Here is a 24717-nt window from a genome sequence, read left to right on the forward strand (position 1 = left end):
GGATCAGGGACCTGTCCGATCCGAGCCGCAAGATGGACAAGTCGGCCCGCGACTCGGCCGGCGTGCTGTTCGTGCTCGACGAGCCGGACCTGCTCCACCGCAAGATCAAACGCGCGGTGACGGACAGCCTCGCGCGCCTGGAGTACCGGCCGGACGAGCAGCCGGGCCTGGCCAACCTGCTGGAGATACTGGCCGCGTGCCAGGACAAGCCGCCGCGCGAGGTGGTTGCGGGCTACTCCTCGTACGGGGAGGTGAAGGACGCGGTGGCGGAGGCGGTCATCGAAGAGCTCCGCCCGATACGGGAACGAACCCGCGCACTGCTCTCGGACCCGGACGAGCTGGAACGCATCCGCGCCGTCGGCGGCACCCGCGCCACCGAACGTGGCGCCCACCGCCTGACCACGGCCCTCCGCCTGGCCGGCATCGCCTAACCTCGCGTGTCCAACGCCCCAGACCCGCGTGTCCAACCAAAAACACCCGCGTGTCCAACGCGGATGAACCCTGAGTTCAACAAATCGTGGCGGCGAGGATTTGTTGAACTCAGGGGTCTGTTCTGTTGGACACGCGGGTCGTGGGCGTTGGACACGCGGGGGTGCGCAGTGCCTGGCGCAGGGCCGGGAGCAGCACTCGGTCCGCCGGCAGCCACTCCACCGAGCCCAGCTCTCCGGCCTTCAGCCAGCGCAGGGCCGCGTGGTCGTGCGGGTGGGGCGACGCGTGCGGGTCCACCAGCGCCGCGCGGTAGATCCGCAGCAGCTTTCCTCTCGGCAGGGCCACGTCCGGGCCGATCGGCCCACCGACCGCCACCTCGACGCCCAACTCCTCCCAGCACTCCCGAACCACCGCGTCAACATCGGACTCGCCGGGCTCCACCCGGCCACCCGGCAGCTCCCACAACCCCGCCGCCTCCACCGGGTACGACCGCTGCTGCGCCAACAACGCCCGCCCCCGGACGATGGCCGTCCCCACGATCACCGGCGCCCCGACGAGTGCCAGTGCACGCGCGCGAACCTCCGCCACCAGTTCCGAAGGCCCCATCACCAGCGTCCCGCCCGGAACTGGCGCCAACCTCACCTCCAGCCGAAGCGGCCGCCCCCGGACAGCCACCGCCGACCACCCGTCCACCTCGACCCGCACCACTCGGAGACGCCCCACCTCGTCGCCGGGCGCGAGGGAGGGCAGCGCGGCCGACACCACTCGCTGCGGTGCGGGGACGAACGCCGAGGTCATGTCGGCGTCCGCCGCGGGACCTGGAACCGTCCCGCCTTGTCGTCGGGCGCGGGGGACGGGAGCGCGGCCGACACCACTCGCCGCGGCGCGGGCACGAACGCCGAGGTCATGTTGGCGCCCGCCACGGGACCTGGAGACGCGCCAGTTCGTCGCCGGGCAGGCGGGAGGGCGGCGCGGCCGATACCAGTCGCTGCGGTGCGGGGACGAACGCCGAGGTCATGTCGGCATCCGCCGCGGGATCTGGAACCGTCCCAGTTCGTCGCCGGGAGGGTGGCGCGGCCGACACCAGTCGCTGCGGTGCGGGGACGAACGCCAGCGTCATGTCAGCGCTCGCCATCGGACCTGGAAACGCGCTCCGCCCTCCGGCGACTCGGTCACCTTCACCGCGCCGCCGCGCCGGCGCACGACCTCCGCCACCAGTGCCAGGCCCAGGCCCGAGCCGCCGGAGTCGCGGGACCGGTCGTCCTGCACGCGGTAGAACCGGTCGAACACCTTCTCCCGGTGCTCCACCGGGATGCCGTGGCCGTCGTCGTCCACCACCAGCCACACCGACGACGCCCTCGACAGCACCGTCACCGTGATCCGGGCGCGGGCGTGCCGGGCCGCGTTGCGCAGCAGGTTGTCCAGGACCAGGTCGACCTCCGCCGGCGCGGCCTCCACCCAGCACGCGCCCGGCGCCAGGTGCGTGCCCACCACGGGCGCGCCCTCGGGCAGCCGGGCGACCGCCGCGCGGGCCGCCGCCACGACATCCACCGGTTCGGCCGCCGGCCACTCGCCCGCGTCCGATCTGGCCAGCGCCAGCAGGCCGTCGACCAGGGCGGACAGCCGCTCCGACTCGTACACCACGTCGGCCAGCACCTCGTGTGCGAGCGCGGGGTCCGGGTTCACCACCGCCACCTCGGCCTGCACGCGGATCGACGCCACCGGCGACCGCAGCTCGTGCGCGGCGTCGCCGGTGAACCTCCGCAGCCGTGCCGTCGCCTCGTCGCGGCGGGCGAGCAGACCGTTCAGCGCGGCCGCCAGCGACCGCAGCTCGTCGTGCGCGCCCGGCAGCGGGAGCCGCCGGCCGGCCGGGAGCTGGGACGCCGCCGCCCGCATCCGTTCCACCGGCCGCAGCGACGACCGCACACCCAGCCAGGTCGCGATCCCACCCGCGGCGGAACCGATCAGGGCCGCGATGACCAGCCAGTTGAAGGCCCGGTGCTGCGCCGGGTAGTAGCCGGTGAGGATCGTGCCCACGATGACCAGCCGCTGCGCGCCCTTCGGATCGCTGGTCACCGTGCCGACCCAGCGCCGGGGCGGGTTCTCCGACAGCCGCAGCACCGGGGTGCCCGCCTTCAGCACCCGCAGCTCGGCCGACGACAGGGGCGGCGGCGGCCCGTGGTCGACGGGCGTGCCGGCCGTGTCCAGCACCCGGGCCTCCATGCCGACCGGGCCCGCCTTCACCTGGTGACCGGTCTGGACCTCGGCCAGCGCGGTGCCGAGGATCGGGGCCAGCTGCGCGTCGGCGGAGTGCACCAGCAACGGACCGATCAACCGGCTGGTCACGAACGCGAGCGTCAGGAAGACGACGAGCGTCACCGCCGTGCCGACCGTCGTGATCCGGAAACGCAGCGAACGCCGCAGCCACAGCCGTCCCACGACCCGGCCGAGGACGCCGGTCACCGCGTTCTTGGTTCGAGCACCGCGTCCAGCTCGGACGATGACGCCAGGTATCCGTGGCCACGCACGGTACGCACGATGCCACCAGCGCCGGCCGCGTCCAACTTGCGCCGCAGGTAGCCGACGTACACCTCCACCGCGTTGCGGGTGGCGGCCAGCTCGTCCCCCCAGACGGTCCTGAGCAGCTCGTCCTTGGTGACCACCGCGCCGGCCCGGCTGACCAGGACCTCCAGGACGGCGAACTCCCGCGGCGACAGCGGCACCAGCTCGCCGGCAAACCGGACCTCCCGCACGGCGCGGTCGATGGTCAGTTCCCCCACCTTGAGGCGCCGTTCCGCGCCTTCCGCCGCGCCGCGCCGCAGTACGGCACGTACCTGCGCCACCAGGACGACGAACGAGAACGGCTTCACCAGGTACCCGTCCGCGCCCAGGTCGAGGCCGTCGGCCTGGTCGATCTCGCCGTCTTTCGCGGAGACCAGGAGGACCGGAGTGGTCACCCCCTCGTTCCGCAGCGCCTGCAGGACCCGGTAACCGGACAGGCCCGGGAGCATGATGTCCAGGAGGATCACGTCGAAGGCCCCGGTTCTGGCTATGTCCAGGGCTGAAGGGCCGTCGGCGGCGGTCACCACGTCCATGCCCTCCGCGGTCAGGCCGCGCTGCAGCGCTCGCCTGACCCCCAGTTCGTCGTCGACCACCAGCACGCGTGGCTTCATGGGCACAGCATGCCCGGAGTTGGGTGGGGCTTGGGAGTTGATCTCAGCGGAATCTCAGGTGGTCGATTGGGTGCGTGGAGGTCTGTTTCGCCACCTTGGCCACAGGGCCGTCACCCCAGCGGCTGGGCTTGGGGCCCTCGCGCGCTCCCTCTTGACCCGCCTGTTTGACCTGCGAGTCTCAGTGGATTCTCAGGGTTTTTTGCGCTCTCAGGCCCATCTCAGTAACCGTGGGGCAACCTCAGTGTCACAGGGCAAGCCAGAAGACGGACGAGGGGTGCACATGAACTCGAGGAAGACCGCGCTGTCGTTTGCGGCGGCTGGGACCGCGGCGGGGGTCGTCGGGTTGGTGTTGCTCGCAACGCCGGCCGGTGCAGGGGAGGCGCCGCCGGCGTTGCCTTCCATCAGTGCGCAGGCGCTGGTTCAGTCGGTGCTCGACACGCAGGTGCCGGCGTTCTCCGGGTCGGTCGAGGTGGAGAACCACCTCGGGCTGCCCCTTCCGGGGATTCCGGGCAGCACCGGCGGCAAGGCGGCCGAGCTGTGGGCCGACGGGACCGGCAAGGCGCGGCTCGCGCTGCCGGGTCAGCAGAGCGAGAAGACCATCGTCGATGACGGGTCCACCGTGTGGCTCTGGGACTCCGAGCACCGGGCCGTGACCAAGGTTCCGCACGACAAGAACGCCAGCGAGAAGCCGATGGAAGGCATGTTCGCCGACCCGGCCAAGGCGGCCGCTCAGCTGGTGACGGCCATACAGGAGGACTCGACGGTCACGGTCGACGGGACCGCTCGGGTTGCCGGCCGGCCCGTCTACGAGCTGGTGCTCACGCCCAAGCCGACGGAGCGGACGTTGCTCCGGGAGATCCGGGTGTCCGTCGACTCCGAGCTGCGGATTCCCATGTCGGTCGAGGTGTTGGCCAACGGGCAGGCCGATCCGGCGGTGAAGGTCGGCTTCACGGAGTTCAACCATGCCGCGCAGGACCCCAGCCTCTTCGCCTTCACGCCGCCCGCCGGGGCGACCGTGTCGGAGAAGCAGGTCAAGGAGGAGCTGCACGGGCAGAGCATGGACAGCCTGCTGTCCCAGGCCGACCTGAAGATGGTCGGTCGCGGGTGGGACGTCGTCGCCACCGGGAGGGTGCCGGCCGACATGCTGAAGAGCGCCGAGGGAACGGGCGGCGACGCCAACCCGAACCTGTTCGCACTGCTCGGCACGATCGGCAAGCAGGTCCACGGCGACTTCGGCACCGGCTACGTCATCTCGGCGAGCGTCGGCACCGTACTGATCACCGATGACGGCAAGGTCGCCGTCGGCGCCGTGCCCGAGCAGGTGGTCGTCGACGCCATCAACACGGTGAAATGAGTACCGTCACGGGCATGACGGAGATTGAGGAAGCCCCCGCGGAAATCTCCGCGGGGGCTCCCGCCCGCCTTGCCGCCCGGACCCGCAACCTGCGGAAGGTCTACGGCAGCACGGTCGCGGTCGACCACGTCGACTTGGACGTGCCGGTGGGCGCGGTGCTGGGCATGCTCGGGCCCAACGGCTCCGGCAAGACCACCACGATCCGGATGCTGCTCGGCCTCGTCCTCCCGACCGCCGGCACCGTGGAGCTGCTCGGCCACAAGATGCCCGAGGGCGCCGGGTGGGCACTGCCGGAGGTCGGCGCGCTGGTCGAGGGGCCCGGCTTCCACCCGTTCCTGTCCGGGCGGGACAACCTGATGCGCGTCGCGGCCGCCGAGCCGCACCTGGCCAGCAAGGACATCCCGCGTGCGGTCGGGCAGGCGTTGGAGCGGGTCGGCCTGTCCGCCGCCGCCAACCGGCGCTACCGCGGGTACTCGCTCGGCATGAAGCAGCGGCTCGGGCTCGCGTCCGCGCTGCTCATCCCGCGTCGGTTCGTCGTGCTGGACGAGCCCACCAACGGGCTCGACCCGGCGGGGACCCGCGAGGTGCGGGCCGTCATCGCCGACCTGCACGCCGCCGGCACCACCGTGCTCGTCTCGTCCCACCTGCTCGCCGAGGTCGAGGCCACCTGCACGCACGTCGCCGTGCTGCACAAGGGGGCCGTGGTCGCGCAGGGTGAGCTGACCGAGCTGCTCGAGTCCGGTGACGCCGGGCTCCTGGTGTCCACGCCGGATGTCGGCCTCGCGGTCAACGCCCTGCGGGACGACCGGATCCCGGCCCGCGAGGCACCGGACGGCGTGCGGGTGGACCTGGCCGCCACCACCGCGCCGGAGGTCGTCGCCAAGCTCGTCGGCGCCGGGGTCGCCGTGCACGAGGTGCGCCGGCAGCGGACCGGGCTGGAGGAGCTGTTCGCGCGGCTCACCGAGTCCGCCGACAGCGGCAACGGGCTGTCCGACGTGGACACCTTCGAGGAGACCTCATGACGCTCGCACTTGACGCGCCTCTCGTCGCGGAGCAGCGCACGAAGGCGCCGGTCGGGCGGCTCCTGTGGTCCGAGCTGCGGTTCATGTTCCGCCGACCGCGCACGCTCGTGGCGCTCGGGCTGCTGGTCATCGGGCCGATCATCGCGGCCATCGCGATGTCCGTGGCGACCTCCACACCCGTCGGCGGGCCCGGCAACCAGGTGATCCAGGGGGTCGCCTCGCTCGTCGCCGACAACGGGCTGATCCTGCCGGTGTTCGTGCTGATGCTGTGCATGGTGATGCTGCTGCCGATGCTCGGCGCCATGTGGTCGGCCGACGCGCTCGCCGGCGAGACCCAGACCGGCGCGCTGCGCGGGCTGCTGCTCACGCCGGTGAGCCGGGTGCGGCTGCTGGCCGTGAAGGCCGTCGGGGTCGCGGTGCTGTCGTTCGTGGCCGTGGCGATCATCGCGGTCGTCAGCATCATCGCGGGTGTCACGATTCTCGGCGGCGGCGGTCTGCTCACGATGTCCGGCAGCACCCTGCCGGTCGGTCCGTCGCTGGGCCGGATCGGGCTGATGGTCGTGCTGGTGACCATCCAGGTGTGGGCGGTCGCGGCGGTCGCGCTCGCGATCTCGGCGGCCACCGAGCATCCGCTCGTGGTCATGGCGAGCGCGCTCGGCGGGATCATCACGTTCACGATCCTCAACAACATCCCCGCGCTGGACTGGCTGCACCCGGTGCTGCTGACCGACGGCTGGGACAGGCTCGCCGACGTGATCCGCGACCCGATGCCGACCGACGGCATCACCACCGGCCTGCTGCGTGCCGCCTGCTACATCGTCATCGGCTACTCACTGGCCCTGGCCCGCATGTCCACCAAGGACGGTTAGATCTCGGCCCCAGCCCTACGGCGTCCTCAGCGCACCACGGCCAGGCCGTCCGGGTCGAGTGTGAGGTGCACGCGGTCGCCCGGCGTCTCGGCGATGCCGGCGACCGCGTCCACCAGCTGGTCCGTGTCGTCGAGGCGGACCTGCAGGCGGACGTGGTCGCGGCGGTGCACGGACCGGATGAGCTTGCCCGAGATGCCGTCCGCCGCGAGCCGCAACGCGGTCGGCCGCAGACCGAGCGTCACCGGTCCCTCGGGTGCCCACGGCAGCGCCACCGAGCCCAGGTCACAGGTCGCGACACCGTCCGCGACGACCGCCGGCACGAACAGGCCGCAGCCCAGGAAACGCGCCGTGTCCTCGTCCGCCGGGCACCGCCACACCTCGTCCGGCGGCCCGGTCTGCACGATCCGGCCGGCCCGCATGACCGCGACCCGGTCGGCCAGCGTGAACGCCTCGTCGTGGTCGTGGGTCACCACCAGCGCGGTCGCGCCCGCCACCCGCAGCACGCCGGCCAGGTCCATGGCCAGCTGCTCGCGCAGCGCCCTGTCCAGCGCGGACAGTGGCTCGTCCAGGAGCAGCAGCCGGGGCCGGGGCGCGAGTGCCCGAGCCAGCGCGACGCGTTGCTGCTCGCCGCCGGACAGCTCGGTGACCTTCCGCCGCCCGTAGCCCTCGAGCCCCACCAGCTCCAGGAGCTCCGCGACCCGGGTGTGGCGCTCGGCGGCCGGCACGCGCCGCATTCGCAGGCCGAACGCCACGTTGCCGGCCACGTCCCGGTGCGGGAACAGCTGCCCGTCCTGGAACACGAGCCCGAAGCCACGCCGGTGGACCGGCACGTCCGCGAGGTCCGTGTCGTCCCACCGGACCGTGCCGGCAGCCGGCGGCTCCAGGCCGGCGACCGCCCGCAGCAGCGTCGACTTGCCGCAGCCGGACGGCCCGAGCAACGCCAGCACCTCGCCGTCCGCCACCTCGACGTCCACCTCGGACACCGCGGTGAACGAGCCGTACCGCACGGTCAGGTCGGCGACGGACAGCATCAGAACTCACCCACCGACACGCGTCGCGGGCCGAACTCGATGAGCGCCACCACCGCGATCGTGACCAGCACCAGCAACGTGCACGCCGCGTAGGCCATCTGGTTGTTCAGCTCGCCCGGGCGCGAGATCAGCCGCGCGATCGCGACCGGCAGCGTCGCCGTGTCCGGCCGGGCGAGGAAGCTCGTCGCGCCGAACTCGCCCAGCGCCACCACGTACCCGAACGCGGCCGCGGTCAGCAGCGACCGGCCGGCCATCGGCACGTCCACCTCCCACCACACCCGCCACGGCCCCGCGCCGAGCGACGCGGCCGCCTGCCGCAGCCGCTCGTCGATCGACCGCAGCACCGGCAGCATGATCCGGATGACCAGCGGCGTCACCACGATCGCCTGCGCGAGCGGGACGAGCACCGGTGACGTGCGCAGGTCGCCGGGCAGCAGGTCCAGGGTGATCAGGTAACCGAAGCCGACCGTCACCGCGGACACGCCGAGCGGCAACATGAACGCGGTGTCGATGACCTCCACGTAACGCAGCCGGTTACGGGCCGCCGAGACCAGCACGACGCTCGCCATGGTGCCGAGGGTGACGGCCAGCAGCGTCGCGTCCGTGGCCGCCGCCAGCGAGTTCCGGATGGCGTCGAGCCCGGAGATCTCCAGCGAACCCCCGTAGCCGAACCCGGTCAGCGCGCGCCATCCGTCCACAGTGGATCGGTTGAGCAGCGAGACCACCGGCACGAGCAGCAACCCCACCACGGCGAGTGCCGCCGCGACCACGAACCACTCGCCACCGCTGGGCCGCCGCGCCGACTCGGCCTGGCCACGCAGCCGCAGCGCGGTCTCCCTGCGGCGCCGGGCGACCGCGCCGATCGACAGCGCCGCCACGACCGCGCCCAGCTGCAGCAACGACAACGCGGCGGCACCGGACAGGTCCAGCAGTTCCACCGTGCGCAGGTAGATCTCGGTCTCCAGTGTCCGCAGCCGCGCGCCACCGAGGATCAGCACGACACCGAAACTGGTGGCGCAGAACAGGAACACGACCGCCGCGGCCGACCCGACCGCGGGGGCCAGTGCGGGCAGCGTGACCGACGTGAACGTCCGCAGCCGCGACGCGCCCAGCGCGCGTGCCGCGTCCTCGGCCCGCCGGTCGAGGTGCGTCCACAGCCCGGCCACGGTCCGTGCCACCACCGCCACGTTGAAGAACGCGTTGGCCAGCACGATCGACCACACGCCCCCGGCGGGCATGAGGGCGCGGAACGCCAACCCGACCACGACGCTCGGCAGCACGAACGGCACCAGGATGATCACCCGGACGAGCCACAGCCCCGGCAGGTTTGTCCGGGCCAGCAGGAACGCGACCGGCAGGCCGGCGAGGACGGCCACGGCGGTCGCCCCGGCCGCCTGCGCGACGGTGAACCCGACGAGCCGCCACACCTCGGCGGTCCCGAGCGTGGCCAGCACACCCCCCTCGTCGAGGCCGAGCCGCAGGATCGCGACCACCGGCCACACGAAGAAGACCGCGAGGAACCCCAACGGCACCAACGCGACGAGCGCCAGGCCGTGTTCAATGGGTCGCTTCACTCTCGCCTCCGCTTACCCGCCGTCTTCCCTCCCGCGCTGATCGTCGGTCGAGACGGCGGACGCCCCGGTCGTTCCGCTCCGGCGGTGGCCTCAGCCCTCGACGATGCCGCGCCACTGGCTGATCCACTGCTCGCGGTTGCGCTGGATCTCCTTCGCGGGCAGCTCCGCGGGCGCGGCCGGCAGCGGCGCCGCCTTCTGCCACGCCGCCGGCAACGACACGCCCTTGCGCGTCGGGTAGACGTACATCTGCTCCGCCACCTGCGACTGGAACCGTTCGGACAGCAGGAAGTCCACGACCTTCTTCGCGTCGTCGGCGTGCTTGGCGCCCGCCAGCACCCCGGCGTACTCGACCTGCCGGAAGCACGTGTCCAGCACCGCCTTCGTGCGGGGGTTCCCGTTGTCGTCCAGCTCCGCGGACGGCGAGGACGCGTACGAGACGACGATCGGCCGCGGCCCCTTGCCGGACGACCCGGAGAAGTCCTGCGTGTAGGCCTCCTCCCAGCCGCTGACGACCTTGACCCCGTTGGCCTTCAGGGACTTCCAGTAGTCCTGCCAGCCGGCCCCGAGCTTCGCGATCGAGCCGAGCACGAAGGCGAGACCGGGTGAGGAGGTGGCCGGGTCCTCGACCACGAGCAGGTCCTTGTACTCGGGCTTGACGAGGTCGGCGTAGCTGGTCGGTTCCGGCACGTTCCTGCTCGCGAGCGCCGCCGGGTCGACGTTGAGGCACACGTCCCCGAGGTCGACGGCCGTGAGCCGGAACGTGTCGTCGAGCGCGTAGTCCGCGGGCCCGGCCACCTTCACCTCGTACGGCGCGAACACGCCCTCGTCGAGCGCCCGCGACGCGAACGTGTTGTCCACGCCGAACGCGACGTCTCCGATCGGGTTGCCCTTGGTGAGCACGAGCTGGTTGGTGAGCGCGCCGGCGTCCCCGAGCTTGCGGACGTCGATCGTGATCCCCGTCTCGCGCTCGAACGACTTGAGCACGTCGTCACTCATGGCGAACGAGTCGTGTGTGACGAGCACGAGCTTCCGCTCGCCACTGTCGCCCCCGCCACCCACCGAGCAGCCGGCGAGCACCAGCCCCAGAACCACTGCGCAGACACGAAAACGCACCGTTGCCTCCTCCCTGCGCCGGCATGACCCGGATCAGGTTCGAACGGTCGAGGGCGGCCGCCCTCCTCTCAGCCCGGCAACCCGGACTCCCGTGTGTCTCCCGAGCCTACCCGTGCGGACGGTTGACCCACCCGTCACCATGTACCCATGCCCGAGCTGCTCAGAGACGAAGAAGTTGGCAAGGCCCTCGGCCGCCTCCAGGACTGGTCCCTCGACGACGGCCCGGTGCGCGCGCTGCGCCGCGAGGTGGAGCTGGCGAGCTTCCCGCAGGCCATCGAGGTCGTGGACCGCGTCGCGGAGATCGCCGAGAACGACGACCACCACCCGGACATCGACATCCGCTGGCGCACGCTGACCTTCCGCTGCAGCACGCACTCGGAGGGCGGCATCACCGCGCTGGACGTGACGCTCGCCGAGAAGATCCAGGGCGTGCTCGACTCGCTCAGTTGAGCGCGATCGCCAGGACCACCGCGATGGCGAGGACGATCACGATCACGTTGATCACCATGATCGCGGACATGCCGCGCGTCTTCTGCGGCGCGAAGCCGATGGAGCCCTTCATCCCGATCGTGGACGGCGGCCGGTAGTAGACGGTCGTCAGCTGCCCCGGGTAGATCGCCACGGGCAGCTCGGCCGGCCCGAACTCGCCGAGGTACCGGGTCACGACCCGCACCTGGTAGTTCCCGGGCGGCAGGTCGAACGGTGCCTCGCCCCAGCTGACGTTGGTCGGTCGCCCGTTGAGCGTCACCCTGGGGCCGGTCAGCCCGAACAGGAACGCCATCGGGTTGTGCGAGGTGTGCACGACCAGCCGTCCCGTGGCGGGCGGTGGTCCGTACGGCTGCTGCGGTCCGTGGGTCATGCGTTGATTGTGGTCACCGCAGCGGCACCCGGGCCACCGGCGTCAGCTCGGCGTCGCTCGCGCGTTCCAGCACCATCTCGGCGTCGCGCCCGGACGCCCGCAGCGACGCCACCATGTTGCCGAGGTGCGGTCCGGACACCTTCTCCCACGACACCGGCAGCGGGTCGACCGCGCGCAGCAGCCGCCACCGCAGCACCGCCGCGAGCGGCCGCCACCAGGCGAGGTAGAAGAACGGGCGCACCCAGGTCTCCAGGTGGTTGTGCAGTGGCGAGCACACCAGCTGGTACACGGCCGCGGTGACCGGCTCCGGGAACCGGACCTTCGCCGCGTAGCCGTGGTGCACGTCGCCGGACAGCACGCTGATCGTGGCCGTGTCGGTCCGCGCGATCCGTTCGATGAGCCGGGCCAGCCGGTCGCTCGACGCCCGGAACGAGGGCCAGTGCTCCAGGTCCCCGGCCTGCCTGAGCTTCTCGGCGAGCCGGCCCCGCCACCCGCCGCGCCGGCAGGCGAGCTCGTTCAGCGACTGGAGGTGGCTGATGGCGTGCGGCATCAGCCAGGGCAGCGACGAGCCGATGAGCAGGTGGTCGAAGTCGCCGGTCGCGTTCTCCTCGATCCAGTCGAACTCGCCGTCGCTCACCATCGACCGCGCGCCGCCGGCCAGGATCCGGCCGGACCTCGTGTCGATCACCAGCAGCCGGACGTTGCCGAAGTCGCGGCGGTAGCTCCACCGCGTGCTCCTGCGGCCGTTGACCTCGTGCCTGGCCTGCTCGGCGAAGTCGTGCAGCAGGTCAGTGGCGTCGCCGGACGCCGTGAAGACTTTCTGGCACAGCTCGTTCCGGTCGAGCTCGTCCGGGCCGAGGTTGCCGATGTGCTGGTAGATCCAGTAGCTGACGAGCGCACCCCGTTCCCGCTCGTCCCACCACGAGGTGCGGGCCATCTCGTCGCGCCAGGTCTGCGAGGTGTTCCAGTCGTCCCGCACGTCGTGGTCGTCGAAGATCATCGAGGTCGGGACGGTGGACAGGAGCCAGCGCGTCAGCGGCGAGGACCACGACTCGTGGTACAGGTGCGTGTACTCCTCGAAGTTCGCGACCTCGGTCCCCGGCGGCTGGCTGGTCGACCGGCGCCGCGCGATCCAGCGTTTCGTCTCGTCGGTCGTCTCGTCCGCGTAGACCTGGTCGCCGAGCAGCAGCAGCGAGTCGGGCCAGTCCCGCTCGTCCTGGTCGAGCATCCGCTTGGCGTAGGCGGCCAGCGCGTCGGCCCCGAGCTTCGGGTCCTCGGGCTTGCGGCAGGACCCGAACAGCATCAGGAAGTCGGGGTCGCCGCCTTCCGGGTAGGTGCGGATCCGGCTGGGCGGGAAGCCGTCGACGGGCCACGCGGTCTCGTCGTCGAGCACGACCTCGTAGGGCGTGCTGGTGCCCGGGGCCAACCCGGTGATCACGACCAGCGCGTAGTGGTGCCCTGCGACGGTGAACGTGGGCGCTTCGAAGTCCGCGACCCGCACCGTGCAGGGTTGGTCGGTCTCGACCCACACCGTGGCGGAGGTCGAGTCGACGTGGCGTAACAGGGGGCCGAGCAACAGACGGGGCACTCGTACATCAAACACGGCGGGCGCCCCAATAAGGTGTCACCCACCCAGGTGGCTACCGCATGAGGGAGCGGCGATGTCCGAGGTTCTCGAGCTCCGGCAGTACACCCTCCGCCCCGGCCGGCGCGACGAGCTGATCGAGTTGTTCGACCGCGAGTTCGTGGCGCCGCAGGAGGCGGTGGGCGCCCAGGTCCTGGGCCAGTTCCGTGACCGCGACGACGGGGACCGCTTCGTGTGGTTGCGCGGCTTCGCCGACATGCCGACCAGGGGCACCGCGCTGCCGGCGTTCTACGGCGGCCCGGTCTGGCGCGAGCACCGCGACGCGGCCAACGCCACGATGATCGACTCGGACGACGTGCTGCTGCTCCGTCCGGTCGCCGGCCTCGACCTGACCGGCCGCACCCGCGGCGGCCCGACCACGCTGGTCACGGTGACCCTGTACCACCTGCCGGCCGGCGGCGAGGACGCGTTCCTCGGCTTCTTCGAGTCCGAGGTCGAGCCCATGCTGAGGGCGACCGGCGCCCCGCCGCTGGCCGTGCTGCGCACCCTGCGCGCGGAGAACAACTTCCCGGCGCTGCCGTTCCGCGAGGACGCGAACGTGGTGCTGTGGATCGCGTCGTTCCCGGGCCCGGAGGAGCTCCGCGAACACGTCCGGCTGCTGGGCCGGGAGAACCGCTGGATCCACGACACCCTCCCGGCGCTGACCAAGCAGCTGGCACGTCCACCGGAGCAGCTGCAACTGTCCCCGACCGAACGCTCGTTACTCCGTTAGCGCGGTCTGGTAACGACGATCCCCACTCGGGCGACCCTCCGGTCAATAGGGCGGTCGCGACAGGTGTTGCTTGCTCGGAGCGCGAGCGGCCGCGGAGCCTGCGAGGAGAAAGCCATGAATGCGCAGGAAGTCTGGGAAGTACCGGTGGTCGACGCACTCGAGCGCGACCGCACCCTGGTGGTCACGGTCTCCGACGGTCGCGTGGCGGTGGTCCCCCCACCCGGCGAGGGCTTCTACCTCCCGGCCCAGTCCGTGTGGCAGCTACACGAAGCGATCCGCGCCGCGGCCATCATCGCCACGAAGGCCAACAACGGCCGCGCCGCCGTGTGAGCTGCGTTAACCTTGGAGCATGACCTCGCTGCCCGACTGGATGCGCCCGCCGCGCCCGGAAGGCTGGTTCGCGGAGGATCTCGACCGTCTCCCCGAGGCACCACGCCATACCGAGCTCATCGACGGAGCCCTCGTCTTCATGATGTCGCCACAGCGGATCTGGCATTCGCGCGTCGTCACGGCCATCACCCAGGCGCTCACCGACCAGGCGCCGGCCGACTTCGAGGTCGACCGAGAGGTGACTGTTCGGCTCGACAACCGCAACCGGCCCGAGCCCGATGTCGTGGTCACGACCAAGCGGGTAAGCGCCGACGGAACCTGGTTCGCCCCTGACGACGTGCTGCTCGTGGTCGAGGTGACCTCGCCCGAGTCGGAACATCGCGACCGCACGGTCAAGCTGCGCAAGTACGCCGAGGCGGGGATCAGGCACTACTGGCTGGTCGAGGAGGAGGACGGCCGGCCGGTGGTGCACGTGTACGAGCTGGACGAGCCAACTCGTGCCTACGCGCCGGCGGGCATCTACCGGAGCAAGCTTGAACTGGACAGGCCGTTCCCCGTCGTCGTCAGCTTGGACAGCCCTTTCCGCCCTACACGTTGAACCGGAACTCGACCACGTCCCCGTCGGCCATGACGTAGTCCTTGCCCTCCATGCGGACCTTGCCGGCGGCCTTGGCCGCCGCCATGGAGCCGGCCTCGACGAGGTCGTCGTAGGACACGATCTCCGCCTTGATGAAGCCACGTTCGAAGTCCGAGTGGATGACCCCGGCGGCCTGCGGCGCGGTCCATCCCTTGTGGATGGTCCACGCCCGTGCCTCCTTGGGCCCGGCAGTCAGGTAGGTCTGCAATCCCAGCGTCGAGAACCCCGCCCGCGCCAGCGAGTGCAGCCCGGGCTCCTCCTGCCCGATGGACTCGAGCAGCTCCCGCGTGGACTCCTCGTCGTCCAGCTCCAGCAGCTCCGCCTCGACCTTGGCGTCGAGGAACACGGCCGCCGCCGGCGCGACCAGCTCGGTGAGCTCGGACCGACGTGACGAAGATGACAGCACGGCCTCGTCCGCGTTGAACACGTAGAGGAACGGTTTGACCGTCAGTAGCGACAGCTCCCGGAACAGCGACACATCCACTTCGGACTGCGCGGAGAACAGCGTCCGCCCGCCGTCGAGGATGGCCCGCGCGGTGTTGACGGCCTCCAGGGCGGGCCGGGCCTCCTTGCGGGTCCGCGCCTCCTTCTCCAACCGGGGTAGCGCTTTGTCCACGGTCTGGAGGTCCGCGAGGATGAGTTCCGTGTTGATCGTCTCGATGTCCGCCGACGGGTCGACCTTGCCGTCGACGTGCACCACGTTCGGGTCGTCGAACACCCTGATGACCTGGCAGATGGCGTCGGCCTCGCGGATGTTCGCCAGGAACTGGTTGCCGCGGCCCTGGCCCTCCGAGGCGCCACGCACCAGGCCCGCGATGTCCACAAAAGACACCGTGGCCGGCACGGTCCGCGCGCTGTCGAACATGCGTGCCAGCACGTCGAGCCGCGGTTCCGGCAGCGCCACCACACCGACGTTCGGCTCGATGGTCGCGAACGGGTAGTTCGCCGCCAGCACGTCGTTGCTTGTCAGGGCGTTGAAAAGGGTGGACTTGCCGACATTCGGCAGTCCGACGATCCCGAGGGTCAAGCTCACTGGCGTAACTCTACGTGCTCCACGGAGACGACCGCCGTCGCACCTCACGAAGGATTACCCCGTTTGGACGCTAGCGACATCCCAGCAGCTCAACAACACTCCGTGAGCGCCTGTGGACTCGATCAGGAGCCCGGTACTAGAAGAGGGACTTTGGTATGACCCAACGTGAATCGCGCCGGCGGGGAATCGGCGCAGCGTTCACGGCGGCGGTGCTCGGCCTTTCGCTGACCGCCTTACCGTCAACAGCCACCGCCGATCCGACGGCCGTACCACCCGACGTGGCCGACCTGCTCGGGAAACAGGACCGCGACCTGCTCATCCAGGCAGAGCGGGACGGCGCCAGCACCGTCACGGTCCTGGTGCTCGCCAAGGAAGGCCAGACCAAGCAGACCATCGACCAGCTCACCAGCGCCGGCGCCAAGATCTCCTACCGCGCCGACGAACTGGGCTACGTCCGCGCCGAGGTCCCGATCGACAAGGTCGAGAAGGCCGCCAAGCAGCCGGCGCTCGCGAGCTTCGACCTCGACAGGACCTACTCCTTCGACGAGCCGCGGCCGGAGGGCATCCAGGACCCGACGCCGCAGCCGGCGCCCGGTGCGAACACCCCGAAGGTCAACCCGTACATGCCGACCGGCGACACCGGCGCGGCACAGTTCGTCCAGGACAACAAGAAGTTCGACGGGCGCGGTGTGACCGTCGGCATCATCGACTCCGGCGTCGACCTCGGCCACCCGTCGCTCAACACGACGAGCACCGGCGAAGCCAAGATCGTCGACTGGGTCACCGCGACCGACTCCAGCTTCACCGACGGCGTCAACAACGACGACGACCCGACGTGGATCGACATGACGAGCCCGGCCCCGGGACAACCGGCCCAGTTCCGGTACGGCCTGTTCAACGAGCGCGACCCACGGCTGGGCGGTGAGCTCGGCAACGACGTCAACCGCGACGGCAACCCGGCCGGCAGCATCGGCACGTTCGGCGTTCTGTGGGACACGGCCACCAACACCGTCTGGGTCGACACGAACCAGAACAAGAGCTTCGCCGACGAGAAGCCCATGACCGACTACAAGGTCAAGGGCGACCAGGACGAGTTCGGCACCGACAACCCGGCCACCCCGATCCGCGAGTCGATGCCGTTCGTCGTGCAGACCGACCCGGCCAACAACGCGGTCAACATCGGCATCGTGTCCGGTGAGCACGGCTCGCACGTCGCGGGCATCGTCGCCGGCAACAGCCTGTTCGGCGGCAACATGAGCGGCGCGGCGCCCGGCGCGAAGCTGCTGTCCGTGCGCGTCTGCCTGTTCGTCACCGGCTGCACGCGGCACGCGATGGAGCAGGGCATGATCTACGCCGCCGAGCACGGCGTGGACGTGATCAACATGTCCGTCGGCGGCCTCGACCTGATCAACGACGGCGAGTCCGACACCGAGCTGCTGTACAACCGGCTGATCGACGAGCACGACGTGCAGATCTTCATCTCCGCCGGCAACGACGGCCCCGGCACGAACACCGTGAGCGGCCCCTCGCTCGCCAGCAAGGTGATGAGCGTCGGCTCGTACATCTCGAAGGCGTCCTGGCAGCGCAACTACGGCTCGGACGCGCTGACCGAGGACAACCTCCACCCGTTCTCCGGCCGCGGCCCGACCGAGGCCGGTGGCTTCAAGCCGGACATCGTCGCGCCGGGCTCGGCGATCTCGACGATCCCGACCTGGATGCCGGGTGGTCCGGTGGCCGGCACCTACGCCCTGCCGCCGGGTTACGCGATGCTGCAGGGCACCTCGATGGCGTCCCCCGCGGCCGCCGGGGCCGCCGCGCTGCTGGTCAGCGCGGCCGTGCAGACGGGTGTCTCGCACAAGCCGGACCAGCTGCGCACGGCGATGAAGTCCTCGGCCCGGTACCTGGACAACTACCAGGCCTACGAGCAGGGCAACGGCCTGATCGACGTGAAGAAGGCCTGGAACCTGCTGAAGGCGGACATCAGGACCACCGAGATCAGCTCGTCCGTGCCGGTGAACACGATCCTGTCGGACTTCCTCGTGAACCCGGGCGTCGGCCAGGGCATCTACGACCGCGAGGGCGTCAAGTCCGGCGACCGGTACGTGCGTGAGTACACGTTCAAGCGCACGACGGGGCCGAAGACCCCGCAGACCTACCAGGTCAGGTGGGAGGGCAACGACGGCACGTTCAGCTCGATGCCGGTGATCCTGCTGCCGCTGAACAGCGCCGTGAAGTTCCGGGTCACGGTGAACCCGCGCAGCGCGGGCATCCACTCGGCGACCCTGAACCTGGACAGCCCGCTGACCACGGGCATCGAGTACCAGACGCTGAACACGGTGGTCGCCGCGGAGGACTTCACCGCGGGCAACGGCTACCAGGTCAAGCACGGCGGCACCGTCGCCCGCAACGACTGGGTCAGCTACTTCGTGCGGGTGCCCGCCGGCACCCCGGCGCTGAAGGTGGACCTGCAGGGCGGCGGCACCACGCCGGGCGCCGGGCAGATCCGGTTCCTGCGCTACCACCCGTACGGCATCGCGCTGGAGAGCAACACCCAGACGACGAACTGCTACAACCCGCCGGTCCCGCCGGGCAACGCCTGCAACGCCGGTGACAGCCCGACCACCCGCACCGCGGTCAACCCGACCCCGGGCGTGTGGGAGATCGTGGTCGAGGCCCGGCGCACGTCGGACGTGGCCAAGGCGCCGTACACCCTGACGGTGTCGGTGCTCGGCGCGACGGTGTCCCCGAACCCCGACACGATCCCGACGGCCACGGTGAACCAGCCGGTCAACCGTTCGTACACGCTGACGAACAAGTTCGGTCCGTTCACGGGTCGCGCGGTCGGCACGGACCTGGGCAGCGCACGCATCGGCCGGCCGACGATCTCCGAGGGCGGGCAGGCGCAGTTCCAGATCCCGGTGACCGCGGGCGCCAAGCAGCTGAAGGTCAGGATCGGCAACCCGGCCGACCTGAGCGCTGACCTGGACCTGTTCCTGTACAACTGCACGACGGGCAGCTGTGTCCAGGCCGCGAGCAGCGCGGACGGCGACGCGGAGGAGTCGGTCACGGTCAACAACCCGGCGGCGGGCACGTGGATCGCACTGGTCGACGGCTTCGCGGTGCCGGACGGCAGCACGGCCTACGACTACGTGGACGTGTTCACCAGCCCGGCGTTCGGCGACGTGGCGGTCACCGACGCCAACGCGTCCCACGCGGCGGGTTCGACGTGGACCGTGCCCGGCGTCGTGACACCGAAGGCGGTCCCGGCCGCCGGCCGTGTCCTGCTGGGCAACATCGAGATCCGCACCGACCAGAACATCCTGGTGGGCAGCGGCGACCTGGTGGTGCAGTCGGTGTCGTAACCGGCACCTGAGCGAACGGCGGCCGTCTCTCCCCGATGTGGAGGGGCGGCCGCCGTCGTGTCCGAATACCGCGAGCCCGAGGTACTGCCCCGCTGGCAGCATGGTCCTCGTGCTGATTGACGAGGAACAGGGCTACCGAGCCTCGATGTCGCGAGACGCCCGCTTCGACGGCCAGTTCATCCTGGCCGTCCGCACCACGGGCATCTACTGCCGCCCGTCGTGCCCGGCGATCATGCCGAAACGCAGCAACGTCGTGTTCTTCGCGACGGCGGCGGCCGCTCAACAGGCGGGTTTCCGAGCGTGCCGCCGGTGCCTTCCGGACTCGGTCCCGGGCTCGCCGGAGTGGAACCTACGAGCCGACCTGGCAGGCCGAGCGATGCGCCTGATCACCGACGGCATAGTCGAACGCGAGGGCGTCCCGGGCCTGGCCCGCCGCCTGGGTTATTCGGAGCGGCACGTCACGAGGGTCCTGGCAGCGGAACTGGGCGCCGGCCCGCTGGCACTGGCCCGAGCCCACCGAGCCCACTCAGCCCGCCTACTGATCGAGACGACGACCCTCTCACTGGCGGACATTGCGTTCGCGTCGGGCTTCGCGAGCGTCCGACAGTTCAACGACACCATCCGGTCGGTCTTCGCCACCACCCCCACGGGCCTACGGGTAGCGGCAAAACGACGCGCGATCCAGACAACGCCGGGAAAGGTGACCCTCCGCCTCCCGTACCGAGACCCCTTCGACCACGACAACCTGCTGGCCTTCCTGGCGGCAAGGGCAATCCCCGGCGTAGAAGCAGTACAGGACGGTTCCTACGGCCGAGCGATGCGCCTGGCGCACGGCACAGGCACAGCCTGGCTAACCCCAGCCGCGGGTCACGTCGACTGCACCCTGACCCTCACGGACATGCGAGACCTGGGCAGCGCCGTCTCAAGACTCCGCCGCCTACTGGACCTGGACGCCGACCCAGGCGCGGTGAACGAGGTACTGAGCGCGGACCCGCTGCTGGAGCCGCGGGTCCGCAAGAACCCGGGCCTACGCCTACCCGGGGCCGTGGACGGCGCGGAGATAGTGACTAGGGCGCTGATAGGCCAACAAATCACGGTGGCAGCAGCCCGCACCGCACTGACAACCCTGACAAAAGCCCTGGGCGACCACCTCCCCAACCCGGACGGCCCCCTGACAAGCCTGTTCCCCACTCCCGCGGCCATAGCCGAACAGGCCGCGACCGTGCTGACGGGCCCTCGCCGCCGCATAGACACGATCCTCACGGTCAACGCGGCCCTCGCCGCCGGCGACCTGGACGTCCACGTAGGCGCGGACCCGGCGGAACTGTCGGAGGCTCTGCAGAAGTTCGCGGGGGTTGGGCCGTGGACCGCGGGCTACGTGCTGATGCGCGTACTGGGCGCCCCAGACGTCCTGCTCACCGGCGACGTGGCGTTGAGGAAGGGCGCGGCCAAACTGGGCGTCCCCACGACCCCACCGGACCTGACAGCCCACGCCAACAAGTGGCGCCCCTGGCGCAGCTACGCAGGCATGCACCTCTGGTCAGCAGCATAAAAACCACCCCAAGTCGCCCCGACCAATCCCCGCAACCTCCACCGAAACTGTCACCGAAAATTTCCGCCCGTAAGGTAGGCAGCCCCCACCCTGTCCCGGGGGCGGCCCCGGTCCCATTCTACCGGCGGGCACCGACAATCACGGGAAGTGGATCTTGCCTGTGGACGACCACGTCGGCTGTGGACAACTTCTCGGCCTTGTCGGTGTCCCGTGGGACAATTGAATCGGGGGCCGGAGGCCACGCCTACAACCCGCACCCGCACGAGTTCCGGTGCATGAGAGTTGTCGGCAGCCGGGCGGTTGTCGGTTTCCGAGTCGGGTCAGCGATTCGGTCCAGCAGCATCCGCACCGCCGCCCGCCCCATCTCCGCGATCGGCTGTGCGACCGTCGTCACCGGCGGGTCCACCAGGTCCGCCCAGTCGACGTCGTCATATCCCACGACCGCCAGGTCCCGGCCCACCTTCAACCCCCGCGCCCGGCACTCGTGCAGCACCCCCAGCAGCATCACGTTGTTCGCCGCCACCACCGCGGTCGGGGGCGACGGTAACGACAGCAGCTGTGCCAGCGCCGCCGCGGCCCGCTCGGCAGCGGACGAACCGGACACCACCAGCGACTCGTCCCACGTCAGTTTCGCCCGTCCCAGGCCCAACCGGTACCCCAACACCCGCTCGGTCGTCGTCGCCAGGCCCTCGATGCCGCTGATCATCGCGATCCGCCGGTGCCCGATCGACGCCAGGTGCTGCACCAACCCCGATGTCGCGTAGATGTTCTCCGGCCCGATCTGGTCGATGTCCTGCGCCGTGGTCAGCCGGTCCACCAGCACGAGCGGGATCTTGAGCTGCCTCAGCTCGCCGAGCACCGCCACGCCGGGCGACGGCGTCAGGATCAACCCGTCCACCCGCCGCGACCGCAGTATCCGCACTGCGGCCTGCTCCATGTATGGCTCTTCGTGCGTGTCCGTGAGCACCAGCGTGTAACCAGATCGGGTGATCTCGTGCTCCATAGACCGCAGCAACTCCGCGAAGTACGGGTTGGCGACCAGGGAAATCGCCACGCCGAGGGTGCGGGTGCCGCCGGTGACGAGCGAGCGCGCGATAGCGTCTCCCGTGTACCCGGTCTGCTCGACCGCGACCAGGACCCGCGCCTTGGTTTCCGGCGCGACGGACCTGGTGGAGTTGACCACGTGTGACACGGTGGTGATGGACACCCCCGCCAGCTCGGCGACGTCCTTCATCGTGACCACGGACAGCTCCTTGATCGAGGAAGGCGCAAGCGTTTGCGCAAACGGTTGCGTCACGGTACTGAGCGCAATAACTTCCCCGCAAACCAGCCCTGTTCTGGAGGTAGCCATGGGACGCCGAGGTCCTGCTCTCCTTGCGGTTCTCGCGGTCGCCGCGCTCGCGGTCGGCTGCACCAGCACCAAGTCCGGTTCGGACGAGTCCACTGGGGACGGCAAGGTCAAGATCGGCCTGGTGACCAAGACCGACAGCAACCCCTACTTCGTCGCGTTACGGGAAGCGGCCAAGGCGGAGGCGGGGAAGAAGGGCGCCGAACTGGTCGCGTTGGCCGGCAAGTTCGACGGCGACAACGACGGTCAGGTCTCGGCCATCGAGAGCCTCGTCCAGCAGGGCGCGAAGACGATCCTCGTCACCCCCAACAACTCCACCGGCATCCTCGGCGCGATCAAGAAGGCCCGCGACCGCGGTGTCCTGGTCATCGCGCTCGACACGGAGACCGATCCGCAGGACGCGGTCGACGCGACCATCGCCACGGACAACACCGAGGCCGGCCGGCTGCAGGGCCAGTACGTGAAGGCGGCGCTGAACGGCCAGCCCGCGCGCTCGATCCTGCTCGACGGCACGCCCGGCTCGACCGTGTCCGAGCAGCGGCACGCCGGGTTCGTCGAGGCCGCCGCGCCGGAGAACCTGGGCACCGAGGCGACCAACGGCGAGCAGAACAAGGCCCAGCAGGCGACCGAGAACCTGCTGCAGCGCGTCTCGGGACAGGTGAACTCCGTCTACACGATCAACGAGCCGGCCGCACGCGGCGCCTACGCGGCGGTGAAGGCCAAGAGCCTGACGGACAAGGTCGTCATCGGCTCCATCGACGGCTCCTGCGACGGCGTGAACGCGGTGAAGAACGGCGAGATCGCGGTGACCGTCATGCAGTTCCCGAAGAAGATGGCGCAGCAGGGCGTCGACTTCGCCGTGGAGTTCGCCAAGTCCGGCAAGAAGCCGAGCGGGTTCGTCAAGACCGACACCGCCGTGATCACCGACAAGCCGCTCGCGGGCATCGACAGCCACGACACCGCGTGGGGCCTCGAGAACTGCTGGGGCTGACCGGATGACGACCCGCGTTTCCCCGAGCGAGCTCATCCTCCGCACCCCCGCGATCGGCCCGGCGATAGCGCTCGTCGTCGCGATCGCCGTCTTCGGGCTGACGACGGACACGTTCCTCGAGGTAGACAACCTGTCGCTGGTCGTGCAGCAGTCGCTGGTGATCGGCACGCTCGCGCTCGGCCAGACGCTCGTCATCCTCACGGCGGGCATCGACCTCGCGAACGCGGCGATCGCGGTGCTCGCGACGCTGCTGATCGCGAAGCTGACCCTGACGGGCGCCAACGGCCTGGTCGCGCTGGTCGTGGGAGTCCTCGTGGCCGGCGCGATCGGCTGCGTCACCGGCGGTCTGGTGACGGGACTGCGGCTGCCGCCGTTCATCGTGACGCTCGGCCTGCTGACGATCGTGACGGCCGCGAGCAGGCTCTACGCGCAGGGCCAGAGCTTCCCGGTGACGGACGGGACGCTCGGCTGGCTCGGCACCACGCAGTACCTGTTCGGCCAGATCGAGGTCACGTACGGCATGGCGGTCATGCTCGCGATGTTCCTCGGCCTCTGGTACGCGCTGTCGAGCACGGCGTGGGGCAAGCACGTCTACGCCGTCGGCAACGACCCGGAGGCCGCGCGGCTGTCGGGCATCCACGTGCGCCGCACGGTCCTGTCGGTGTACCTGGTGGCCGGGCTGACCTACGGCATCGCGGCGTGGCAGGCGCTCGGCCGCGTGCCGAACGCCGATCCCAACGCGTTTCAACTCGGCAACCTGGACTCGATCACCGCGGTGGTGATCGGCGGCACGAGCCTGTTCGGCGGCCGGGGCAGCGTGCTGGGCACGTTGGTCGGCGCGCTGATCGTCGCGGTGCTGCGGTCCGGCCTGACCCAGGCCGGCATCGACAACCTGTACCAGGACGTGGCAACCGGCGCGCTGGTGATCGCGGCGGTCGCCGTGGACCGGTTCTCCCGGGGGAGGCAGCGATGAGCCCGGTACTGGAGGCCCACGGCCTGGTCAAGCGATACGGCCGCGTGACCGCGATGGACGGCGCCGACTTCGAGTTGGAGGCCGGCGAGGTCCTGGCGGTGGTCGGCGACAACGGCGCGGGCAAGTCGACGCTGATCAAGGCACTGTCCGGCGCCGTGATCCCCGACGCCGGCGAGATCTTCGTCGACGGCCGTCCGGTGCGGTTCCACGGCCCGCTGGACGCCCGCCGCCACGGCATCGAAACGGTGTACCAGGACCTGGCGCTGGCGCCGGCACTGGACATCGCGACCAACCTGTTCCTGGGCCGCGAGCGGAGGCGCAAGGACCCGCTGGGCGCGGTCTTCCGGCGCCTGGACACCAAGGGCATGCGCCGCGACGCACGCAGGGTGCTCGATGAGTTGGGCATAGACGTGAAGTCCATGGCCCAGTTGGTCGAGACCCTGTCCGGCGGCCAACGGCAGGCCGTCGCCGTAGCCCGCGCGGCGGCGTTCGGCTCCCGCGTGGTGATCATGGACGAGCCGACCGCCGCGCTCGGCGTCCAGGAGTCCGGCAAGGTGCTGGAACTGATCGACCGGATCCGCGACCGCGGCCTGCCGGTGGTGCTGATCAGCCACAACATGCCGCACGTGTTCGAGATAGCCGACCGCGTACACGTGCATCGGCTGGGCAGGCGCGTGGCCGTCGTATCCCCGAAGACACACTCGATGAAC

Annotated in this window: 22 protein-coding genes, 1 pseudogene and 1 riboswitch; of the genes and pseudogenes, 13 read left to right on the top strand and 10 right to left on the bottom strand. The window is 70.5% G+C overall.

Annotated features, from left to right (window positions below; translation table 11 throughout):
- A pseudogene (locus ACJ73U_RS34055) lies at positions 1 to 431 on the top strand (tryptophan--tRNA ligase); the annotation flags it as partial.
- Between the two features lie 109 nt (positions 432 to 540).
- On the opposite strand, the gene ACJ73U_RS34060 reads toward ACJ73U_RS34055, so the two are convergent.
- From ACJ73U_RS34060 to ACJ73U_RS34070, 3 genes are all read right to left on the bottom strand, one after another.
- The gene (locus ACJ73U_RS34060) at positions 541 to 1227 is read right to left on the bottom strand and encodes a (deoxy)nucleoside triphosphate pyrophosphohydrolase (RefSeq protein ID WP_407781861.1); all 687 of its coding nucleotides are present in this window, start codon (positions 1225 to 1227) and stop codon (positions 541 to 543) included.
- Positions 1228 to 1545: 318 nt separating this feature from the next.
- Positions 1546 to 2892: a sensor histidine kinase gene (locus ACJ73U_RS34065; protein ID WP_407781862.1), complete on the bottom strand. Its 1347-nt coding sequence runs from the start codon at positions 2890 to 2892 to the stop codon at positions 1546 to 1548.
- Complete coding sequence (locus ACJ73U_RS34070) at positions 2889 to 3602, bottom strand: response regulator transcription factor (protein WP_407781863.1); 714 nt, start codon at positions 3600 to 3602, stop codon at positions 2889 to 2891. The genes ACJ73U_RS34065 and ACJ73U_RS34070 overlap by 4 nt, the downstream gene beginning before the upstream one ends.
- Before the next feature lie 280 nt (positions 3603 to 3882).
- On the opposite strand from ACJ73U_RS34070, the gene ACJ73U_RS34075 reads away from it, so the two are divergent.
- The 3 genes from ACJ73U_RS34075 to ACJ73U_RS34085 are packed head-to-tail and all read left to right on the top strand — an operon-like array spanning position 3883 to position 6847.
- Positions 3883 to 4956, top strand: a complete 1074-nt coding sequence (locus ACJ73U_RS34075) for a LolA family protein (protein ID WP_407781864.1) — start codon at positions 3883 to 3885, stop codon at positions 4954 to 4956.
- A 14-nt stretch (positions 4957 to 4970) separates the two neighbouring features.
- Complete coding sequence (locus ACJ73U_RS34080) at positions 4971 to 5978, top strand: ABC transporter ATP-binding protein (protein WP_407781865.1); 1008 nt, start codon at positions 4971 to 4973, stop codon at positions 5976 to 5978.
- Positions 5975 to 6847, top strand: a complete 873-nt coding sequence (locus ACJ73U_RS34085; RefSeq protein WP_407781866.1) for an ABC transporter permease — start codon at positions 5975 to 5977, stop codon at positions 6845 to 6847. The genes ACJ73U_RS34080 and ACJ73U_RS34085 overlap by 4 nt, the downstream gene beginning before the upstream one ends.
- Positions 6848 to 6873: 26 nt before the next feature.
- On the opposite strand, the gene ACJ73U_RS34090 is transcribed toward ACJ73U_RS34085, so the two are convergent.
- The 3 genes from ACJ73U_RS34090 to ACJ73U_RS34100 all read right to left on the bottom strand — a co-directional run bounded on the left by ACJ73U_RS34090 (position 6874) and on the right by ACJ73U_RS34100 (position 10565).
- Complete coding sequence (locus ACJ73U_RS34090) at positions 6874 to 7881, bottom strand: ABC transporter ATP-binding protein (RefSeq protein ID WP_407781881.1); 1008 nt, start codon at positions 7879 to 7881, stop codon at positions 6874 to 6876.
- On the bottom strand, positions 7878 to 9452 hold the full coding sequence (locus ACJ73U_RS34095; RefSeq protein ID WP_407781867.1) for an ABC transporter permease: 1575 nt from the start codon (positions 9450 to 9452) through the stop codon (positions 7878 to 7880). Before ACJ73U_RS34095 ends, ACJ73U_RS34090 begins: the two co-directional genes overlap by 4 nt.
- Before the next feature lie 90 nt (positions 9453 to 9542).
- Positions 9543 to 10565 carry a thiamine ABC transporter substrate binding subunit gene (locus ACJ73U_RS34100; RefSeq protein WP_407781868.1) on the bottom strand — a complete coding sequence of 341 codons (1023 nt, stop codon included), beginning with the start codon at positions 10563 to 10565 and terminating at the stop codon, positions 9543 to 9545.
- A riboswitch (TPP riboswitch) is annotated at positions 10558 to 10668 on the bottom strand. It overlaps the preceding gene by 8 nt.
- A gap of 44 nt (positions 10669 to 10712) precedes the next feature.
- On the opposite strand from ACJ73U_RS34100, the gene ACJ73U_RS34105 reads away from it, so the two are divergent.
- Positions 10713 to 11015 (top strand): 4a-hydroxytetrahydrobiopterin dehydratase, encoded by a 303-nt coding sequence (locus ACJ73U_RS34105; protein ID WP_407781869.1) that lies wholly within the window; start codon positions 10713 to 10715, stop codon positions 11013 to 11015.
- On the opposite strand, the gene ACJ73U_RS34110 is transcribed toward ACJ73U_RS34105, so the two are convergent.
- Together ACJ73U_RS34110 and ACJ73U_RS34115 are read right to left on the bottom strand one after the other, a co-directional pair.
- Complete coding sequence (locus ACJ73U_RS34110; RefSeq protein ID WP_407781870.1) at positions 11008 to 11424, bottom strand: hypothetical protein; 417 nt, start codon at positions 11422 to 11424, stop codon at positions 11008 to 11010. The genes ACJ73U_RS34105 and ACJ73U_RS34110 overlap by 8 nt on opposite strands.
- A gap of 13 nt (positions 11425 to 11437) precedes the next feature.
- Positions 11438 to 13012, bottom strand: a complete 1575-nt coding sequence (locus tag ACJ73U_RS34115) for an alkaline phosphatase D family protein (protein ID WP_407781871.1) — start codon at positions 13010 to 13012, stop codon at positions 11438 to 11440.
- 73 nt (positions 13013 to 13085) lie between these two features.
- Between ACJ73U_RS34115 and ACJ73U_RS34120 the strand changes: the two genes are divergently transcribed.
- From ACJ73U_RS34120 to ACJ73U_RS34130, 3 genes are all read left to right on the top strand, one after another.
- Positions 13086 to 13781 carry an NIPSNAP family protein gene (locus ACJ73U_RS34120; RefSeq protein ID WP_407781872.1) on the top strand — a complete coding sequence of 232 codons (696 nt, stop codon included), beginning with the start codon at positions 13086 to 13088 and terminating at the stop codon, positions 13779 to 13781.
- A 114-nt stretch (positions 13782 to 13895) separates the two neighbouring features.
- Positions 13896 to 14111 carry a hypothetical protein gene (locus tag ACJ73U_RS34125; RefSeq protein ID WP_407781873.1) on the top strand — a complete coding sequence of 72 codons (216 nt, stop codon included), beginning with the start codon at positions 13896 to 13898 and terminating at the stop codon, positions 14109 to 14111.
- 19 nt (positions 14112 to 14130) lie between these two features.
- On the top strand, positions 14131 to 14709 hold the full coding sequence (locus tag ACJ73U_RS34130) for a Uma2 family endonuclease (protein ID WP_407781874.1): 579 nt from the start codon (positions 14131 to 14133) through the stop codon (positions 14707 to 14709).
- On the opposite strand, the gene ychF is transcribed toward ACJ73U_RS34130, so the two are convergent.
- Complete coding sequence (ychF, locus tag ACJ73U_RS34135; RefSeq protein WP_407781875.1) at positions 14699 to 15781, bottom strand: redox-regulated ATPase YchF; 1083 nt, start codon at positions 15779 to 15781, stop codon at positions 14699 to 14701. The genes ACJ73U_RS34130 and ychF overlap by 11 nt on opposite strands.
- Before the next feature lie 155 nt (positions 15782 to 15936).
- Between ychF and ACJ73U_RS34140 the strand changes: the two genes are divergently transcribed.
- A complete protein-coding gene (locus ACJ73U_RS34140; RefSeq protein WP_407781876.1) occupies positions 15937 to 19143 on the top strand; it encodes a S8 family serine peptidase in 3207 nt (1068 codons plus the stop codon).
- A gap of 100 nt (positions 19144 to 19243) precedes the next feature.
- Positions 19244 to 20695 (top strand): AlkA N-terminal domain-containing protein, encoded by a 1452-nt coding sequence (locus ACJ73U_RS34145; RefSeq protein ID WP_407781877.1) that lies wholly within the window; start codon positions 19244 to 19246, stop codon positions 20693 to 20695.
- A 244-nt stretch (positions 20696 to 20939) separates the two neighbouring features.
- Here the strand turns inward: ACJ73U_RS34145 and ACJ73U_RS34150 are convergent, their stop codons facing one another.
- A complete protein-coding gene (locus ACJ73U_RS34150; protein WP_407781882.1) occupies positions 20940 to 21929 on the bottom strand; it encodes a LacI family DNA-binding transcriptional regulator in 990 nt (329 codons plus the stop codon).
- Between the two features lie 115 nt (positions 21930 to 22044).
- On the opposite strand from ACJ73U_RS34150, the gene ACJ73U_RS34155 reads away from it, so the two are divergent.
- The 3 genes from ACJ73U_RS34155 to ACJ73U_RS34165 form a co-directional block, all read left to right on the top strand.
- Entirely contained in the window at positions 22045 to 23034 is a 990-nt protein-coding gene (locus ACJ73U_RS34155; RefSeq protein WP_407781878.1) for a substrate-binding domain-containing protein, read from the top strand.
- A 4-nt stretch (positions 23035 to 23038) separates the two neighbouring features.
- Positions 23039 to 24007, top strand: a complete 969-nt coding sequence (locus ACJ73U_RS34160) for an ABC transporter permease (protein WP_407781879.1) — start codon at positions 23039 to 23041, stop codon at positions 24005 to 24007.
- On the top strand, positions 24004 to 24717 hold a 714-nt coding region (locus ACJ73U_RS34165; RefSeq protein WP_407781880.1), incomplete at its 3' end, for an ATP-binding cassette domain-containing protein. The genes ACJ73U_RS34160 and ACJ73U_RS34165, both read left to right, overlap by 4 nt.

This window comes from Actinophytocola sp., from assembly GCF_045807065.1.
Lineage (GTDB): Bacteria > Actinomycetota > Actinomycetes > Mycobacteriales > Pseudonocardiaceae > Actinophytocola.